This is a genomic window from Pengzhenrongella phosphoraccumulans, assembly GCF_045689905.1.
GTDB lineage: Bacteria > Actinomycetota > Actinomycetes > Actinomycetales > Cellulomonadaceae > Pengzhenrongella > Pengzhenrongella phosphoraccumulans.
Map to the genome: position 1 here is coordinate 3,898,253 of NZ_CP144210.1, position 12,880 is coordinate 3,911,132.

The 12,880-nt window shown below is 72.6% G+C and carries 15 protein-coding genes and 1 pseudogene; 9 read left to right on the forward strand and 7 right to left on the reverse strand.

Features of this window, described 5'->3' with window-relative positions; all coding sequences use genetic code 11:
* Positions 1–30: 30 nt before the first annotated feature.
* The gene (locus VTA80_RS18010) at positions 31–1,056 is read right to left on the reverse strand and encodes a zinc-dependent alcohol dehydrogenase (RefSeq protein WP_407342457.1); all 1,026 of its coding nucleotides are present in this window, start codon (positions 1,054–1,056) and stop codon (positions 31–33) included.
* Between the two features lie 165 nt (positions 1,057–1,221).
* Here VTA80_RS18010 and VTA80_RS18015 point away from each other — a divergent pair.
* The 6 genes and pseudogenes from VTA80_RS18015 to VTA80_RS18040 all read left to right on the forward strand — a co-directional run bounded on the left by VTA80_RS18015 (position 1,222) and on the right by VTA80_RS18040 (position 5,608).
* Positions 1,222–2,318, forward strand: a pseudogene (locus tag VTA80_RS18015) (histidinol-phosphate transaminase).
* Positions 2,319–2,356: 38 nt separating this feature from the next.
* Positions 2,357–2,959: an imidazoleglycerol-phosphate dehydratase HisB gene (gene hisB, locus VTA80_RS18020; protein WP_407345812.1), complete on the forward strand. Its 603-nt coding sequence runs from the start codon at positions 2,357–2,359 to the stop codon at positions 2,957–2,959.
* Complete coding sequence (locus VTA80_RS18025; protein WP_407342458.1) at positions 2,956–3,420, forward strand: hypothetical protein; 465 nt, start codon at positions 2,956–2,958, stop codon at positions 3,418–3,420. Before hisB ends, VTA80_RS18025 begins: the two co-directional genes overlap by 4 nt.
* A complete protein-coding gene (hisH, locus tag VTA80_RS18030; RefSeq protein WP_407342459.1) occupies positions 3,417–4,061 on the forward strand; it encodes an imidazole glycerol phosphate synthase subunit HisH in 645 nt (214 codons plus the stop codon). The genes VTA80_RS18025 and hisH overlap by 4 nt, the downstream gene beginning before the upstream one ends.
* Positions 4,062–4,107: 46 nt before the next feature.
* Positions 4,108–4,866: a bifunctional 1-(5-phosphoribosyl)-5-((5-phosphoribosylamino)methylideneamino)imidazole-4-carboxamide isomerase/phosphoribosylanthranilate isomerase PriA gene (priA, locus tag VTA80_RS18035; RefSeq protein ID WP_407342460.1), complete on the forward strand. Its 759-nt coding sequence runs from the start codon at positions 4,108–4,110 to the stop codon at positions 4,864–4,866.
* A gap of 10 nt (positions 4,867–4,876) precedes the next feature.
* Entirely contained in the window at positions 4,877–5,608 is a 732-nt protein-coding gene (locus VTA80_RS18040) for an SseB family protein (protein ID WP_407342461.1), read from the forward strand.
* A 16-nt stretch (positions 5,609–5,624) separates the two neighbouring features.
* Here VTA80_RS18040 and VTA80_RS18045 read toward each other — a convergent pair whose 3' ends face one another.
* Genes VTA80_RS18045 through VTA80_RS18055 form a run of 3 tightly spaced genes read right to left on the reverse strand, consistent with a single transcriptional unit; the run spans position 5,625 to position 7,476 of the window.
* Entirely contained in the window at positions 5,625–6,104 is a 480-nt protein-coding gene (locus VTA80_RS18045; protein WP_407342462.1) for a spore germination protein GerW family protein, read from the reverse strand.
* A gap of 38 nt (positions 6,105–6,142) precedes the next feature.
* Positions 6,143–6,886 (reverse strand): serine protease, encoded by a 744-nt coding sequence (locus VTA80_RS18050; RefSeq protein WP_407342463.1) that lies wholly within the window; start codon positions 6,884–6,886, stop codon positions 6,143–6,145.
* Positions 6,883–7,476, reverse strand: coding sequence for a hypothetical protein (locus tag VTA80_RS18055; RefSeq protein ID WP_407342464.1), 594 nt, complete (start codon positions 7,474–7,476; stop codon positions 6,883–6,885). The genes VTA80_RS18050 and VTA80_RS18055 overlap by 4 nt, the downstream gene beginning before the upstream one ends.
* 58 nt (positions 7,477–7,534) lie before the next feature.
* On the opposite strand from VTA80_RS18055, the gene VTA80_RS18060 reads away from it, so the two are divergent.
* Complete coding sequence (locus tag VTA80_RS18060) at positions 7,535–8,776, forward strand: MFS transporter (RefSeq protein ID WP_407342465.1); 1,242 nt, start codon at positions 7,535–7,537, stop codon at positions 8,774–8,776.
* 6 nt (positions 8,777–8,782) lie between these two features.
* Here the strand turns inward: VTA80_RS18060 and VTA80_RS18065 are convergent, their stop codons facing one another.
* The 3 genes from VTA80_RS18065 to VTA80_RS18075 form a co-directional block, all read right to left on the reverse strand.
* Entirely contained in the window at positions 8,783–9,154 is a 372-nt protein-coding gene (locus VTA80_RS18065; protein WP_407342466.1) for a DUF1844 domain-containing protein, read from the reverse strand.
* A 117-nt stretch (positions 9,155–9,271) separates the two neighbouring features.
* Positions 9,272–10,735: a catalase gene (locus VTA80_RS18070; protein ID WP_407342467.1), complete on the reverse strand. Its 1,464-nt coding sequence runs from the start codon at positions 10,733–10,735 to the stop codon at positions 9,272–9,274.
* The gene (locus tag VTA80_RS18075; protein WP_407342468.1) at positions 10,732–11,166 is read right to left on the reverse strand and encodes a Fur family transcriptional regulator; all 435 of its coding nucleotides are present in this window, start codon (positions 11,164–11,166) and stop codon (positions 10,732–10,734) included. Before VTA80_RS18075 ends, VTA80_RS18070 begins: the two co-directional genes overlap by 4 nt.
* A 328-nt stretch (positions 11,167–11,494) precedes the next feature.
* Between VTA80_RS18075 and infC the strand changes: the two genes are divergently transcribed.
* Positions 11,495–12,280 (forward strand): translation initiation factor IF-3, encoded by a 786-nt coding sequence (gene infC / locus VTA80_RS18080; RefSeq protein ID WP_407345813.1) that lies wholly within the window; start codon positions 11,495–11,497, stop codon positions 12,278–12,280.
* Positions 12,281–12,670: 390 nt separating this feature from the next.
* Positions 12,671–12,865 (forward strand): 50S ribosomal protein L35, encoded by a 195-nt coding sequence (rpmI, locus tag VTA80_RS18085; RefSeq protein WP_407342469.1) that lies wholly within the window; start codon positions 12,671–12,673, stop codon positions 12,863–12,865.
* Positions 12,866–12,880: the final 15 nt, after the last annotated feature.

Below are 12,880 nucleotides of genomic sequence, written 5' to 3' on the forward strand. Positions count from 1 at the left end.
GCGTCGATGGTAGGCAGACCCACCCACGAGTCAGGTCGTCGGGTCCAGCACGACGCTTCCGTCGATCTGACCGCCGGCGAACTCGGCGAGCACGGCGTCGACCTCGCTGAGTGGCCGCAGGGTCACGCTCGGGTCCACCACGCGGGTCGCGTACAGGTCGAGCGCCTCGGCGAGGTCGAGGCGGTTGCCGACAATCGAGCCGCGCACGGTCAGGCCGCGCCGCACGGTGTCGACGATGTCGAGCGGGAAGCTCCCGGGCGGCATCCCGACGAGGACGGCCGTCCCGCCGGGGCGGAGCATCGCGAGCGAGTTGGTGAACGCCTGGGCGGTGGTGGCGGTGAGGATGACGGCGTGCGCCCCGCCGACCTGGGCGGTCAGCTCGACGCCCGGGTCCTGGGTGAGGGCGTTCACGGTGAGCTCGGCGCCGTGCTTGCGCGCGAGCGCCAGCTTCGACTCGTCCACGTCGATCGCCGCGACGCGCAGGCCCATGGCCCGCGCGTACTGGACGGCGAGGTGGCCGACGCCGCCGATCCCCGAGATCGCGACCCACTGCCCGGTCCGGGCCCCGGAGACCTTGAGCGCCTTGTAGGCGGTGAGGCCGCCGCACAGAATCGGGCACACCCCGACGGCATCGGCACCGGCGGGGATTCGCGCGGCGTACCGGGTGTCGAGCAGCATGTACTCGGCGAAGGAGCCGTTGGTCGAGTAGCCGCCGTTCTTCTGCGACGGGCACAGCGGCTCTTCCCCGGCGAGGCACGCCTCGCACTGGCCGCACGCGCTCGCGATCCAGGTGCCGCCCAGCTGGTCGCCGATCCGCACGCCGGTCACGTCCGGACCCAGCGCGACGACGGGGCCGTGGCCCTCGTGCCCCGGGATCAACGGCAGTGCCGCGGGGGTGCGCCAGTCGCCGCGCACGGTGTGCAGGTCGGTGTGGCACACGCCGGTGTACTGGACCTTGACCAGGGCCTGGTGCGGTCCCGGGACGGGGATGGGCACCTGTTCGATCGAGAGAGGCCGCCCGAAAGACCGCACGACGGCTGCTCGCATGGTGTCCATCGTTGCCTCCTCGCGCACAGGGTCCGCTGGGTGGCCTGCTATGGGTCCAACGCTAGGGGGGCGCTACCGGTGGCGACCGGGACGAAGGGCCCCGGTCACCGGCAGGTTTGCCGTGTCGCTCCTGGTCGCGACGGCGGCTGTCGCACCGGTCTTACGTAGACTCGGGTGGTGCCCCTTCCTCTGCGCCCCGAGCTCGCGGGCCTGTCCCCCTACGGTGCGCCCCAGCTGGACGTGCCCGTGCGGCTGAACGTCAACGAGAACCCCTACCCCTTGGCCGACGACGTCGTCGCGGACATCGCCGCCGACGTCGCCGTCGCCGCGCGCGACCTCAACCGCTACCCCGATCGTGACTTCGGCGCGCTGCGCGAGGATCTCGCCCGGTACCTCGAGCGTGAGTCCGGGGTGCGGCTCGGCCCGGACCAGATCTGGGCCGCGAACGGCTCGAACGAGGTGATGCTCCACCTGCTGCAGGCCTTCGGCGGGCCGGGCCGCACGGCGCTGTCGTTCGCTCCGACCTACTCGATGTACCCGGAGTACGCGCGGGACACCTCGACCGCCTGGTTCGCCGGGCGCAGAGAAGCGGACTTCTCGCTCGATCCCACGGCGGCGGCAGACGCGATCGCGGCGCACGCGCCGACAGTCGTGCTGCTCGCGAGCCCGAACAACCCGACCGGGACGGTGCTGCCGACCGCGACGATCGAGGCCGTGCTCCACGCCGCGTCGCGGGTGCCGGGTGGGTGCGTCGTCGTCGTGGACGAGGCCTACGGCGAGTTCCGGCGCGCCGGGGTGCCCTCGGCGCTCGAGCTGCTCGACCGCTGGCCCCAGCTCGCGGTCAGCCGGACGATGTCGAAGGCCTTCGGTCTGGCCGGGGCCCGCGTGGGGTACCTCGCCGCCGCGCCCGAGCTCATCGACGCGTTGCGGGTCGTGCGCCTGCCGTACCACCTGTCGGGCGTGACCCAGGCTGTCGCTCGCGCAGCGCTGCGGCACGCACCGGCGCTGATGGCGCAGATCGGCTCGCTGCGCGACGAGCGCGACGCGTGCGTCGCCTGGCTGCGTGCCCAGGGATTGACTGTCGCGGACACGGACGCGAACTTCGTGCTGTTCGGCACGTTCGACGACCGCCATGCGATCTGGCAGGGTCTGCTCGAGCGGGGGTGCTGATCCGGGAGGTCGGCCCCGAAGGTTGGCTGCGGGTGTCGATCGGTACCCCGGACGAGATGACGGCGTTCAAGGACGCCCTGGTGGAGGTGGCCGCGCTGTGAACGACACGAGCACGACGAGCACGACGAGCACAGCACCCGTGCGCGCCCGCACGGCGAGGGTCGAGCGATCGACCTCCGAGTCCAGCGTCCTCGTCGAGGTGGATCTCGACGGTCGCGGGCGCACCGACATCTCGACGTCCGTGCCGTTCTACGACCACATGCTCACGGCGCTCGGCAAGCACTCGCTCATCGACCTCACGGTCCGGGCCACCGGCGACACGCACATCGACGTGCACCACACGGTCGAGGACGTCGCGATCGCGCTCGGGGACGCGCTGCGGATCGCGCTCGGGGACAAGGCCGGGATCGCGCGTTTCGGCGACGCGACGGTGCCGCTCGACGAGGCGCTCGCCCAGGCCGTCGTCGACGTCTCCGGCCGGCCGTACCTCGTGCACACCGGCGAGCCCGCCGGGCAGGAGTACCACCTCATCGGTGGGCACTTCACCGGGTCGCTCACGCGGCACGTTCTCGAGTCCATCGCGCACCACGCAGGCATCTGCCTGCACGTGCGCGTGCTCGCCGGACGCGACCCGCACCACATCGTGGAGGCGCAGTTCAAGGCGGTCGCCCGTGCCCTGCGCGCGGCGGTCGAGCCCGACGCCCGCGTCGAGGGCATCCCGTCCACGAAGGGTGCGCTGTGAGCGTGCCCGACGACGCGTCGTCCCTCCTGGGGGAGGTCAGCCTCGCCCTGCTCGTGACGCCGGTGGCGGATGCGCTCGCGCTCGCGGCCACCTGTGCGATCTCGAAGATCGCGGCCGACGTCGTGCCGTCCGAGGTGGGTGCGCTCGCGGTGCTCCGCGCGACCCAGGGTGAAGCGCCGGCCGAGGCGGCCGGCGCGATCTCGCGCCTGCTGCGGGGCGTCCCGCTCGTCCTGCTCGAGTCCCGCGAGGGCCAGATCAGCGCCTCGCGCTGGCTCGACGGGAGCCGGGGGGACGACCTCGCGCCGGGGCTCGTGCTCGGGGATGCCCCCGAGGTGCTCGAGGACCTGGTGCTGGGCGAGACGACCCCGGCCGACCTCGAGGGCGTCGTCTCGAGCGTGGGCATGTCGCGCCTGAAGGCGATGCGCGTCCTCGCCTCTGCTGCGCGCGCGGCGCGCCGGTGACCGGACTCACCGCCCCGTCCGTCGTGGTCCTCGACTACGGCTTCGGCAACGTCCGATCGGCGGTCCGGGCGCTCGAGCGTGTCGGTGCGCGCGTGCTGCTGACCTCCGACGCGCGCCAGGCCGAGGTCGCCGACGGGCTCGTGGTCCCGGGCGTGGGCGCGTTCGCCGCCGTCATGCGCGGGCTCGCGGACGTCCACGGCGGGCAGATCATCGGTCGGCGCCTTGCCGGTGGCCGGCCGGTCCTGGGCATCTGCGTGGGCATGCAGGTCCTGTTCGAGGCGGGCGACGAGCACGGCGTGCGGACACCCGGCCTGGGGGAGTGGCCCGGGCTCGTCGACCGGCTCGAGGCCGACGTCGTGCCGCACATGGGCTGGGCGACGGTCGAGCCGCCGTCGGACTCCCGGCTGTTCGCCGGGGTGGAGCACGAACGGTTCTACTTCGTGCACTCGTACGCGGCCCGGAGCTTTCCGCCGCTGGGCGACGCGCTGTTCACCCCGCCGAAGGTGACCTGGGCCGACCACGGTGGCCCGTTCGTCGCCGCGGTCGAGAACGGCCCGCTCACCGCGACGCAGTTCCATCCCGAGAAGTCCGGCGACGCCGGCAGCCACCTGCTCGCGAACTGGGTCGGCGCGCTCCGTTGAGCGCGCCCGCCGTGACCGCCCACCACCTCCTCACCGACAGGACACCATGACGGACCGCCCGGAACCGACCGCCCGCCTGGAGCTGCTGCCCGCCGTCGACGTCGCGAACGGCCAGGCCGTCCGCCTCGTGCAGGGTGAGGCCGGGTCCGAGACGTCCTACGGCGACCCGCTCACCGCGGCGCTCGACTGGCAGGCCGGCGGCGCCGAGTGGGTGCACCTCGTCGACCTCGACGCCGCGTTCGGCAGGGGCTCGAACGCCCCCGCCCTGGCCGAGGTCGCCGGCGCGCTGGCCGGCCTGGGCGTGAAGGTCGAGATGTCCGGCGGGATCCGCGACGACGCCTCGCTCGACCGGGCGTTGGCGGCCGGCGCGGCGCGCGTCAACCTGGGCACGGCAGCGCTGGAAGACCCTGTGTGGACGGCGCGCGCGATCGCCCGGTACGGCGCCGCCATCGCCGTCGGCCTGGACGTGCGTGGGACGACGCTCGCGGCACGCGGCTGGACGAAGGAGGGCGGCGACCTCTGGGAGGTGCTCGCCCGGCTGGACGACGCCGGTTGCGCGCGGTACGTCGTGACCGACGTGACCAAGGACGGCACGCTGCGCGGGCCGAACCTCGAGCTGCTCAGCGAGGTCTGCGCGCGGACGCAGGCGCCCGTCGTCGCGTCGGGGGGGATCTCGAGCCTGGCCGACCTGGTCGCGCTGCGCGCGCTCGTCCCGCTCGGCCTGGAGGGGGCGATCGTCGGCAAGGCGCTCTACGCCGGGGCCTTCACCCTGCCGCAGGCCCTGGACGTGGCCGGCCGGCCGTGAGGTGCCCGCGATGAGCGGACGCGCGCTGCCGCCGTCGTCGCCGTTCGCGTCCGACGACGGTTCTGCCGACCCGCGGTTGGCCATCGAGCTCGAGAGACTGCACACCGGCACCGGCTCCCTGCCCGAGGTCGTGGCCGCCCTCGCGCGGACCCGGGTCCTGATCCCGGTGCTCGCCGAGCTCGGGGTGGCCGACGTCGTCGTGCACGCGGGCGCCGAGCACGTGGTCGACAAGGAGGCCTCGGCCGGAATCGTCGCGCTGCGGGCTCCGGACGGCCGCACGGCGTTGCCGGTGTTCACCTCGGTCGCGTCCATGGCGGCCTGGCGCGCGGACGCCCGGCCCGTGCCGACCGCCGTCGACCGGGCCGCGTTGTCGGCGGTGGACGAGGGGTGGGAGGTCATGGTGCTGGATCCGGGCGGCCCCGTCACGGTGCTCGTGCCGCGTCCGGCCGTCTGGGCGCTTGCCCAGCAGCTCCCCTGGGAGCCAGCCGTCGTCGAGGGCGTGGTCGTCGACGGCGTCGTCGCCGCGGTGCGCGCCGCGGTGGAGCGCGTGCCTCAGGTCGCGCAGGCCGCGGTCGAGCCGGGCCGTCGCGCCGAGATCGCCGTCGTGCTGGCGCTGGTGGCCGGGCTCGACCGGGCCGGCCTGGACGGTGTGCTGGCGCGCGTCAACGCGGCGCTGGCCGCCGACCCGACGATCGCCGCTCGCGTCGACTCGCTCGAGCTGCGACTGACGACCGCGCGGTAGCGGTGGCGGGTAGGGCTCAGCGCCAGGCTCGCCGCAGCACCCAGGCGAGCGACAGCGAGATCACGATCGCGACCGCCTGACCGCCGAGGATCGCGCGGTTCACGTCGATCGCCGGCCGCCAGTGCACTCCGCCGTCGTCGATGACGTAGACGCCGAGCGGGCGCACGAGGGCGCCGAAGCCACCCCCGCCGCCGGTGCCCTCGCTCTCGCCGTGCAGCCCTCGGGTCGCCGACTCGCCCTCGGTGGACTTGGGCCCGCGGCCGGGCACGCCGCTCCCGGAGGCGGTCCCGATCCCGAACCCGTTCCCCGTTCCGCCGATCAGCTTGGCCACCGGGACGACCCAGGTCCCGTTGTGTGAGTAGGCCTCGCCGAACACCCGGCGGACGCTCATCGAGTCGCTCGCGGCCCGCGTCATCGCGCTGGGGTCGAACGGGGGGATCTTCTCGGACGGGGTGCTGCCAGACCCTGCGCTCGCGGAAACGATGCTTTCGGACACGGTGACCTCCCGGTTTCACACGGCTGCCGGCCCTCGGATCAGCCGCTGCACTCCGGCGAGGGCACGAACGCGGTCTCGTCGGCGAGCATCTCTCGGAGCGTACCGATCGGAACGATGAAGCTCATGTTGTCGGCGTTCTTGGCGTAGACGACGCCCACGACCCTGCCGTCGGTGTCGAGCACCGCCGAGCCCGAGCTGCCCGGTTCGACCGGGGCGTCCGTCACGAGCACCTCGCCGAGGTTCTCGTTGAGCGGGTCGGTCGTCGCCCCTATCACGCGCCCGCTCGTGACGGTGAGCTGACCGCCCTGCGGGTAGCCGACGACGGTCACCTCGTCGCCGGGCTGGGGGTCCGCGGCGGCGAGCTCGGGGAAGGCCGGCAGCGTGTCGACCGTCCGCACGATCGCGAGGTCGGCGAGCGAGGCGGTGCTCGCGGCCGTGGCCTTGATGTCCTGCCCGTCGTACGTGCTCAGCTGGAGGTCGGCCGAGTCGGCCACGACATGCCGGTTGGTGATGAGGGTGGTGGCGTCGATCGCGAACCCGGAGCCGGTGGACAGGGAGTTGCAGCCGACGTTGCGGATGCGTACCGCCATGCGCTGCGCGACATCGAAGCCGTCCGGCGAGAGGTTCCCGGTCGTGGTCGGCGTGGCGCCCGGGGCGGAGGAGGGCACCAGGTCGGTGGGGACCGGGCCCGGCAGCGGGGGCAGTGCCCCGCAGCCCGACAGGGCAAGGGTGAGGGCGAGTCCCGCGGTGAGCCCGGCGAGGCGCCGGCGGTGGGCCGTCACTTGGCCAGCTCGTCCTGGAGCGCCTGGTTGGCCGCGGTCGCGGACTGGCAGAGGCCGTCGACCTCGGACTCGAACGTGGTCAGGTCGGCCGGCGCGTAGGCGCTCGCGTTCTTGAGGTACTCGATCAGCTGGTTCTGGCCCTGGATGCACCGGTCGAGCGCCGAGGCCACGGTGCCGGCGGCCACGCTGACGCGCTGCTGGTAGTCGACGAGCTGGCGCTGGGCCTCGCGGTCGTCGCCGATCTGCGCCTTCTCGTCGGCCAGGGTCGTGATCCGGGCCTGCGCCGTGGCGAGCTGGGCACGCACCGCGGCCAGCTCGGCCGTGGCGCCGTCGAGCGAGGTGCGGGTCGTGGCGAGCTCAGCGCCGATGAGTCTCGCCTCGTGCTCGGTCGACGCCGCGAGCCCCTGGTAGCCGCGCGTCGTCGTCCACAGGTAGCCGCTGAGCGCGAGGGCCGCCACGAGCAGGAGGGACACGACGACCAGGCCCCACGGACGGCGGCGGCGTGGGCCCGGGGCCGCGAGCGGCTCCGGCGTCCACCCGTGCAGCTCGTCATGGTCGGGGGCTGCAGCGGGGGTCGGATCGATCGTCACACCGCCCAGGATAGGGACAGCGGCCCGCGCCGGTCGCCCTGGAGGGGAGGATGGGCAGATGTCCCTCGCCCCCTATGGGCGCCTGCTCCGGCGGCCCGCGGTGCTTCGCCTCGTGCTGGTCGCGCTCGTCGCGCGCGTGCCCAACGCGTCGCTCGGGGTGATCGTCACGCTGCACGTCGTGGGCCCCCTCGGCCGCGGGTACGGGGCGGCGGGGATCGTGGCGGCCGCGGCCACGATCGGGATGGCGATCGGGGCCCCGTGGCGCGGGCGTCTGGTCGACCGGCTGGGCCTGCGCCGTGCGCTGCTGCCCTCGGTCCTCATCGAGGCGACCATCTGGACCGCGGCGCCGTTCCTCAGCTTCGAGGCGCTCGTCGGGGCCGCCGCGCTGGCGGGGCTGTTCATGGTGCCGGTCTTCTCGGTGGTGCGGCAGTCGCTCGCCGTGCTCGTGCCCCCGGACGAGCAGCGGACGGCGTTCGCGCTCGACTCCGTGTGCACCGAGCTCACGTTCATGCTCGCGCCCGCGCTCGCCGTGCTGGTCGCCACGACCTGGTCGACGACCGCGGCGCTGGTCGCGGTCGGGTTCGCGACCGTGGGGGCGGGCGGGCTGCTCATGTGGTTCGACCCGCCGACGAGCAGTGCGGGCGTGCTCGCGCGCGAAGCGGGACGGGTTGCGGGACGGGTCGCGCCGTCGGGACCCGAGGTCGTGCTGCCCGCGCCGACCGGTCGGGCCTTCACGCCGGCACTCCTCGTCGTGCTGCTGGCGGCCGCCGCCGCGTCCCTCGTGCTCAACGGCACGGACGTGAGCATCATCGCGGCGCTCGTGGAGTGGGACCAGGCGTCGTCGGCGGGCTGGATGATCGCGCTGTGGGCCGGTGGGTCCCTCGTCGGGGGGCTCGCCTACGGCGGCGGCCGGCACTCGATCCACCCGCTCGTACTGGTGCTCGCCCTGGCGCTGCTGACGATCCCGGCCGCGTTCGCGGGGACCCCGCTCCTGCTCGCGATCGCCGTCGTGATCGCCGGGGTGCCGTGCGCGCCCGCGCTGTCGGCGATCACGGCGATGCTGGTCCGGATCGTGCCCGAGCACCGGCGCGGCGAGGTGATGGGCTGGAACGGGTCCGCGATGACGGTGGGCGCCGCGCTCGGGGCGCCGCTGTGCGGCGCGCTGATCGATCGGTACGGGGCATCGGCGGGCTTCCTCGCCGCAGGCGTCATCGGTGCGGTCGTGGCCGGCGCCGGGCTCGTCGCGCTGCGGAGCTTCCGGGCACGTGCTCGCGCTCGGCTCGAGTCGGTGGTCAGCTGACTCGAGTCAGCTGACGTACCCGGTGAACTTCTCGCCGGGCCCGTCGCCGGGCGCGTCCGGGAACGGCGAGGCCTCGCGGAAGGCGAGCTGGAGCGAGCGCAGGCCGTCGCGCAAGGACCGCGCGTGCTGGTTGCCGAGGTCGGGGGCCGCGGCGGTGACCAGGGCGGCCAGGGCGGTGATGAGCTTGCGGGCCTCGTCCAGGTCGAGGTAGTCCGAGCCCGGGTGCTCCGGCGTGGACTCGCTCAGCCCGCACTTGACGGCCGCGGCGCTCATGAGGTGCACCGCGGCGGTCGTGATGATCTCGATCGCGGACACGTCGGCGATGTCCCGGGTGGCGGAGTTGACGTCGGGACCGGGCTGGGCGAGGGGGGCTGACATGCCTGGATCCTCTCACCTGGGCAGTGACTCCGGGCCCGCATCCGGGCCGTGACGCCGGGCCCCGCATCTGTCCCACGATGCGGAGCCCGGCGAGTGCGGTCAACGACCCCAGGACTGTCAGACGGCGGGAACCAGCCCGACGACGGCGGCCCGCAGGGTGGCGCCGAGGTCGGCGTCGACGTTGGTCCAGTACGCGAAGAACCGCTCGAGGATCGCCGGGATCGTGATCGACGCGCCCTGGCCGGTGAGCGTCGCGACGAAGCGGGCCTTCGCCGCGTCGTCGAACACGTCGCGGTAGAGCGAGCCGGCCTGACCGAAGTCGTCGTCCTGCGAGTGCAGCGTCGCCGCGGAGCGGACCAGCTCACCGTCGCTCTCCCAGGAGCCCTCGCCGGCGGCATCGGCGTCGGCCACCGGTCCGCCGAAGGAGTTGGGTGCGTACACCGGCGCGGACGACGGCTTGAAGCCGTGCCGTGCCGCGCCGTCCTGCGAGTACGTGTGCACCGCGGCCGCGTGCGGTGCGTTCACCGGGATGTCCGCGTAGTTGGTGCCCACCCGGTACCGCTGGGCGTCGGGGTAGGAGAACACGCGGGCCATCAGCATCTTGTCGGGGCTGATGTCGATCCCGGGGACGGTGTTCGCGGGGGAGAAGGCGGCCTGCTCGATCTGGGCGAAGAAGTTCTCCGGGTTCCGGTTGAGGGTGTGGGTGCCGACCTTGATCAGCGGGTAGTCCCCGAACGGCCACACCTTGGTGACGTCGAACGGGTTGAAGCGATACGTCTTGGCGTCCTCGTAGGCCATGACCTGGACGAAGACGTCCCACGACGGGAAGTCGCCGGCGGCGATGGCGGTGTGCAGGTCGCGGCGGTAGTAGTCCGCGTCCGCGCCGGCGATCAGCTCGCCTTCGGCCTCGGTCATCTCGACGTTGCCCTGGTTGGACTTGAAGTGGTACTTGACCCAGAACTTCTCCCCGGCGGCGTTGATCCACTGGTAGGTGTGCGAACCGAAACCGGGCATCTGGCGCCAGGAGCGGGGCAGGCCGCGGTCGCCCATGAGGTAGGTCACCTGGTGGGCGGACTCCGGCGACAACGTCCAGAAGTCCCACTGCATGTCGGCGTCCCGCAGGCCCGTGCCGGGCAGCCGCTTCTGGGAGTGGATGAAGTCCGGGAACTTGATCCCGTCCCGGATGAAGAACACCGGGGTGTTGTTGCCGACGATGTCGTAGTTGCCCTCGGTCGTGTAGAACTTCACCGAGAACCCGCGCACGTCCCGCCAGGTGTCGGGGGAGCCCTGCTCGCCCGCCACGGACGAGAACCGCTGCAGGGTCTCGGTCCGCGCGCCAGGCTGGAACACGGCCGCGCGGGTGTACGCCGACACGTCCCCGGTCGCGACGAACTCCCCGAACGCGCCGCCGCCCTTGGCGTGCACGACCCGCTCCGGGATCCGCTCGCGGTTGAACTGCGCGAGCTTCTCGACGAGATAGCGGTCGTGCAGCGCTGTGACGCCGTCGGCGCCGACGGTCAGTGAGTGGGCGTCGCTCGTGATGGGGCTGCCGGTCTGGCTGGTGGTGTTCGCGATGGTCATGACGAGGTTCTCCTTGGTTTCGTAGGTTGCTGGCATGCGGGGCACAGACCCCAGTAGGTGACCTCGGCCTGCTCGATCGTGAAGCCATGGGCGGCGATCGGTTCCAGGCACGGGGCGGCGCCGGTGGCGCAGTCCACGTCGTCGAGCGCGCCGCAGCCGCGGCACACGACGTGGTGATGGTTGTCCCCGACGCGGCGCTCGTAGCGCGCAGGGTGCCCGGCGGGCTCGATCCGCCGGACAAGACCGACCTCGGTCAGGGTCCGCAGCACGTCGTACACGGCCTGCACGGAGACGTTCGGCAGCGTTCGGCGCACCTGCGTGAGGATGCCGAGCGTGTCGGTGTGGGGGAGCAGTGCGACCGCCTCGAGGACCGCGACGCGGGGCCCGGTCACCCGCAGGCCGTGCCCCCGAAGGATCCGTGGATTGGTCATACCAAGACAGTGCCACCTTTACTGGAACCGTTCAAGTAAGGGCACGGTGGTCTGAGCACGTCGGGGCCGGGCGGGGTCGAGCCTGCGGCGGGCGGGTGGTAGCCTTTGCGCTGACCAATCGGGGAGTCGTGCCCGCATTCGTGCGAGCAAGGTTCTCCGGTGCACAAGTGGAGCCAATCCCACCCGCGTACCAACTGTCCGTCAAGGCGACAGGTGCCGGGTCATAGGTCCGAGAGAGCGATCGACGGGTCACCGTCTTTTTAGCTCTTCGCCGTGGCGCGAGCTCGTTCGCACCGCGCCGACGGACTCCCGGCCTCCGCCTGTGCTCATCGGCGGGGGCCTTCCTCGTCGGTGGTGGAAAACCGCGAGCACGAGGAGCACCCACATCACCGAGGCCCGAATCAACGATCGGATCCGCGTCCCTGAGGTCCGACTCGTCGGCCCCAACGGGGAGCAGGTCGGCATCGTCCGCGTTGAGGACGCGCTGCGCCTTGCGCAGGAGGCCGACCTCGACCTGGTTGAAGTTGCGCCCGACGCACGCCCCCCTGTCTGCAAGCTCATGGACTTCGGCAAGTTCAAGTACGAAGCAGACATGAAGGCCCGCGAGGCTCGTCGCAACCAGACGAACACCGTGCTCAAGGAGATCCGTTTCCGGCTGAAGATCGACCCGCACGACTACGGCACCAAGAAGGGCCACGTCGAGCGGTTCCTCAAGGCCGGCGACAAGGTCAAGGTCATGATCATGTTCCGCGGCCGCGAGCAGTCCCGCCCCGAGATGGGTATCCGGCTGCTCACGCGCCTGGCCGACGATGTTGCCGAGCTCGGCTTCATCGAGAGCTCGCCCAAGCAGGACGGGCGCAACATGATCATGGTGCTCGGCCCGACCAAGAAGAAGGCCGACCAGAAGCAGGAGCTGCGACGCGCAGCCAAGGGTGCCGAGACGGCACGCGAGGCACAGGCGCCCGCCGCCCCGGCTCACACCGCTCCGGTTGCTGCACCCCCGGTGGCGAAAGCCGCTCCGGTTGCTGCGCCTGCACCGGTCGAGGCCGCTCCGGTCGCGCCCGTCGTCACCCCCGCTCCCGCGGAGACCGCCCCCCGGTGGTTCCCGTCGTGAAGGCTCCGGCCGCACCTGCACCGACGACCCCCGCCCCGGCGCCGGTCGCAGCAGCCAAGCCGGTTGTCGCCAAGCCAGCTGCAGCCAAGCCGGCAGCAGCACCCAAGCCCGTCGCCGCACCGAAGCCCGTGGCGACTCCTCGGCCCACCGCGGTTCCGCGGCCCACGCCGACCCCGCGTCCTGCTCCGAAACCGGCGGCTGCCAAGCCGTCGGCTGCGAAGCCGGCCACGAGCAAGCCGTCGGCGAGCAAGCCTGCGGCACCTCAGCCCCCGGCAGCGGGGGGATCGGCCTGAACCACAGCACGTGACTGACTGAGCGGACGCCCACAGGCATCTGCCCACAACGAATCGCGCGAAGTCCGCGCGGTGCGACCAGAGGAGAGCGGCAGCCATGCCGAAGATGAAGACGCATTCCGGGGCGAAGAAGCGCTTCCGGGTTACCGGTTCCGGCAAGATCATGCGCGAGCAGGCCGGCAATCGGCACCTGCTCGAGCACAAGTCGAGCCGTCGCAAGCGCCGCCTAACGAGTGACCTGGTCGTTTCCCCGACCGACGCCCCGAAGATCAAGAAGCTGCTCGGTAAGTGAGCCTGGCGGCGCGCA

What these genes read in the sequence shown, in the direction of transcription:
- VTA80_RS18070 (WP_407342467.1), bottom strand. Translation starts at nt 10,735, where the DNA reads ATGACCATCGCGAACACCACCAGCCAGACCGGCAGCCCCATCACGAGC.
- VTA80_RS18010 (WP_407342457.1), bottom strand. Translation starts at nt 1,056, where the DNA reads ATGGACACCATGCGAGCAGCCGTCGTGCGGTCTTTCGGGCGGCCTCTC.
- priA (WP_407342460.1), top strand. Translation starts at nt 4,108, where the DNA reads ATGACGGACCGCCCGGAACCGACCGCCCGCCTGGAGCTGCTGCCCGCC.
- VTA80_RS18040 (WP_407342461.1), top strand. Translation starts at nt 4,877, where the DNA reads ATGAGCGGACGCGCGCTGCCGCCGTCGTCGCCGTTCGCGTCCGACGAC.
- VTA80_RS18060 (WP_407342465.1), top strand. Translation starts at nt 7,535, where the DNA reads ATGTCCCTCGCCCCCTATGGGCGCCTGCTCCGGCGGCCCGCGGTGCTT.
- rpmI (WP_407342469.1), top strand. Translation starts at nt 12,671, where the DNA reads ATGCCGAAGATGAAGACGCATTCCGGGGCGAAGAAGCGCTTCCGGGTT.
- VTA80_RS18075 (WP_407342468.1), bottom strand. Translation starts at nt 11,166, where the DNA reads ATGACCAATCCACGGATCCTTCGGGGGCACGGCCTGCGGGTGACCGGG.
- VTA80_RS18065 (WP_407342466.1), bottom strand. Translation starts at nt 9,154, where the DNA reads ATGTCAGCCCCCCTCGCCCAGCCCGGTCCCGACGTCAACTCCGCCACC.